The organism is Cellulomonas algicola, from assembly GCF_003851725.1.
Lineage (GTDB): Bacteria > Actinomycetota > Actinomycetes > Actinomycetales > Cellulomonadaceae > Cellulomonas > Cellulomonas algicola.
This window is the reverse complement of sequence record NZ_BHYL01000448.1, coordinates 1-3,243: the sequence shown is the minus strand read 5'-3', so window position 1 is coordinate 3,243 and position 3,243 is coordinate 1. Positions and strand designations below refer to the sequence as shown.

The 3,243-nt window shown below is 76.4% G+C and carries 4 protein-coding genes; 3 read left to right on the top strand and 1 reads right to left on the bottom strand.

Annotation, left to right across the window (positions count from 1 at the left end; translation table 11 throughout):
• Both dnaG and CTKZ_RS20660 read left to right on the top strand, forming a co-directional pair.
• Positions 1-761: DNA primase (dnaG, locus tag CTKZ_RS20665; RefSeq protein ID WP_503825978.1), on the top strand; the 761-nt coding region annotated here is incomplete at its 5' end.
• Between the two features lie 68 nt (positions 762-829).
• Entirely contained in the window at positions 830-1,810 is a 981-nt protein-coding gene (locus CTKZ_RS20660) for a diacylglycerol/lipid kinase family protein (RefSeq protein ID WP_124344657.1), read from the top strand.
• A gap of 84 nt (positions 1,811-1,894) precedes the next feature.
• Here CTKZ_RS20660 and CTKZ_RS20655 read toward each other — a convergent pair whose 3' ends face one another.
• Entirely contained in the window at positions 1,895-2,692 is a 798-nt protein-coding gene (locus tag CTKZ_RS20655; protein ID WP_124344656.1) for a transglutaminase-like domain-containing protein, read from the bottom strand.
• A gap of 233 nt (positions 2,693-2,925) precedes the next feature.
• Here CTKZ_RS20655 and CTKZ_RS20650 point away from each other — a divergent pair, with 233 nt between their 5' ends.
• Positions 2,926-3,228: a hypothetical protein gene (locus CTKZ_RS20650; protein WP_124344655.1), complete on the top strand. Its 303-nt coding sequence runs from the start codon at positions 2,926-2,928 to the stop codon at positions 3,226-3,228.
• Positions 3,229-3,243: the final 15 nt, after the last annotated feature.

Below are 3,243 nucleotides of genomic sequence, written 5' to 3'. Positions count from 1 at the left end.
GCGGCGAGCAGCGGTCCGACGACCGTCGTGGCCGTCCCGACGCGGGTCGCGGGGACGGCGGTCGGGGCGGGCGTCCCGAGTGGCGCGGCGGCGACGGGCAGCGCGGTCGCGGTGACGGCGCGCGACGCGAGGGGCCGTGGTCGCGGCCGGACGACCGTCGAGGCGGCTCGAACGGTCGCGGGCGACCGGACGACCGCTGGACGCGGGGCGACCAGCGCGCGGACGGCCCGTACGGCGACGAGGCGCCTGTCGTGCGCATGCCGTCGCCGGACCGTCGCGACCCGGTCGTGCAGATCGAGCGGACCGCGCTCGAGGTGGTCCTCCAGCAGCCCGAGCACGTCCCCGCGCAGTTCGACGACCTCGCCGCCGACGCCTTCGCCGCGCCCGCGCACCGCGCGGTCCACGAGGCGGTCCGTGCGGCCGGCGGGATGGCGGCGGCACGTGCGGCGGCCGCGGCGGCGGGCGGTGCGTCGACGGGCTGGGTCGACGCGGTCGTCGAGCAGGCGGCGGAGGCCGTGCGGCCGCTGATCACGGAGCTCGCGGTCGCGCCGCTGCCCGAGGACCGGCCGGAGTCGATGCCGGGCTATGTGCGCGACGTCGTGCTGCGGCTCGTCGAGATCGGCTTCACGCGGAGCATCGCGGACCTGCGCGGGCGGCTGCAACGGATGGACCCGGCCGAGGACGCTGCCGCCTACCAGGCCGCGTTCGCCGAGCTCGTCGCCCTCGAGGGGCGTCGGCGCACGCTGCGCGAGAGCGCCTGACCCGACGCCCGCCCGGGTGCGGGCCGCTCGCCGCGCGCGACCGGGTCCCGGCCTGGACAATCGCCTGCGTGACGGACACCACGACCAACCCCACCGAGCCGGCTCCGCAGCAGCGCGACGGCGACAAGCCCCTGCGCACGGCGGTGGTCGTCAACCCCAACCGGGTCGAGGGCACCGACGAGCTCCGGCAGGCGATCACCGACCAGCTCGCCGCGGCCGGCTGGCCCGCACCGGCGTGGCTCGAGACGACCGCCGAGGACCCGGGCACGGGGCAGGCACGGCAAGCGGTCGAGGACGGCGCCGAGGTCGTGCTCGTGTGCGGCGGCGACGGCACGGTGCGGGCGGTCATCGAAGGGCTCGTCGGCACCGACACCGCGCTCGCGGTGCTGCCGGGCGGCACGGGCAACCTGCTCGCGGCGAACCTCGACGTGCCGACCAACGTGCCCGACGGCGTCGACACCGTCCTCGCACGCGGGCGGCGCCAGATCGACGTCGGCCGCGCCGACGGCCAGGTGTTCGCCGTCATGGCGGGCATGGGCCTCGACGCCGCGACGATGGACGACGCGCCCACGAAGCTCAAGAACAAGGCGGGCTCGATCGCGTACGTCTTCTCGGCGATCAAGCACCTCGCCGACGACGAGATGCACGTCGAGATCGAGATCGACGGTGGCGCGCCGCGTCGACGGCGTGCGCGCTCGGTGCTGATCGGCAACGTCGGACGCCTCCAGGGCGGGATCACCCTCCTGCCCGACGCGCAGCCGGACACCGGCACGATGGAGGTCGCTGTCCTCGCGCCCAAGAACGTCGGGCACTGGGTGCAGCTGCTCGTCGGCATCGCGCTGCGCCGCAAGCGCGTGCCCGCGCGCGAGATCGTGCGCGGCTCGCACGTCGTCGTCCGGTGCGACAGGCCGCAGCCGCGCCAGCTCGACGGCGACGTGCTCGACCCTGGTCGCACGCTCGAGGTGACCGTCGAGCCGCGCAGCCTGTGGGTCTGCGTCCACCAGCCCGACACGTCCCCCGACCTCGCCGAGGGCGGCCCGCACCACTGAGGCGCTCAACGGGCCCGCGGCTCCCCCCGAGCGGGTCGACGGGCGGGAGAGCCGCCGGCGAGCAGGGCGCCGGCGGACCGCACCTCAGCGGAGCGTGACGAGCCCCGTGCCGTCGTCGACCGGCAGCGTGCCCTGGACCGTCGCGGTCACGGTCATCGAGCGCAGCGTCAGCGAGCCGCCGTAGTACGACATGAAGGCCGTGTCGGTCGCGTCGCGACCCGTCGCGATCCGCACGAACGACTCGCGCGGCGCGAGCCGGGTCGCGTCGACCACGTGCCAGCCGCTGTCGACGTACGCCTCGGCCACCGCGTGGAAGTCCATGGGCTTGAGGCCGGGCGCGTAGACGGACGCGAGCCGCGCGGGCACGTCCGTCGCGCGCAGCAGCGCGACGACGAGGTGCGCGAAGTCGCGGCACACGCCGCGCCGCTTGAGCAGCGTGTCGGTCGCGCCGTCGGTCGGGAGGCTCGACCCGGACAGGTAGGTCACGTGCCCGGCGACCCACGCGACGACCGCGTCGAGCAGCTCGGCGCCCTCGAGGCCGCGGAACTGGTCGCGCGCGAACGCGAGCAGGCGGTCGGAGTCGGCGTACCGGCTGGGGCGGCGGTACTCGACGAGGTCGATGTCCTCGACCGCCGGCGCGTCGGCCTGACCGATCACCGTCGCGGTGTAGTCGACGACCAGCCGCCCGACCGGCGCGAGCACGCGGTGGGTGCGCCCGCCGTGCGGTCCCTTGATCTCGACGACGTCGAGCGGGCCGTCCTCGTGGCGGACGGCGAGCTGTTCGGAGCGGTCGTGGGCGCCGTCCGCGACGGCCACGGCGAGCAGCAGCTCGAGCGGCTGCCGCACGTCGATCGACAGGTGGGAGGTCACGGTGCGCAGCACGACCGCACGGGTCCTTTCCCGGCACTCTGCGGCCGGAACATCGAGGGGGCGACGGCCAGTGTGAGGCCCGCGGGACGATCCGTCCAGCGGGGGTGCGGAGGGTTGCGTCCGCGCAGGTCAGCGCGCTGCGCGTGCGGGTGCGGCGCGGCCGTCGCACAGTGGCTCGGACGTCGTGCGACCGGGCGTGCGGCGAGGTGCGCGGCGACGTGCGCGGTGACGGCGGAGGAGGGCACGTGGCGACGCGGCGGGTGAGCGGTGCACGGGTGGCCGCGTCGAGCACGTGGGTCGACCCCGACGGCGTGCGGCGGCCCGCCGGTGACGTGCACGCGTGGCTGCCGGGCACCAACCAGACGGTGTGCGGGCTCCCGCTCGCGCGCGCCGACCTCGCGCGGTTCCCGCACGTCGAGTGGTCCGACGCCGACCCCGCCACGGGCGCGCACGCCGACGCCGTCGCGCACGTGTGCCACCGGTGCGCGGCGGGCACGGGGGCACGTCGCGACGAGCGCCCCTGGCGGCGCGTGGACCCGCGCCCGTGAGCGCGCCGTCGGGGG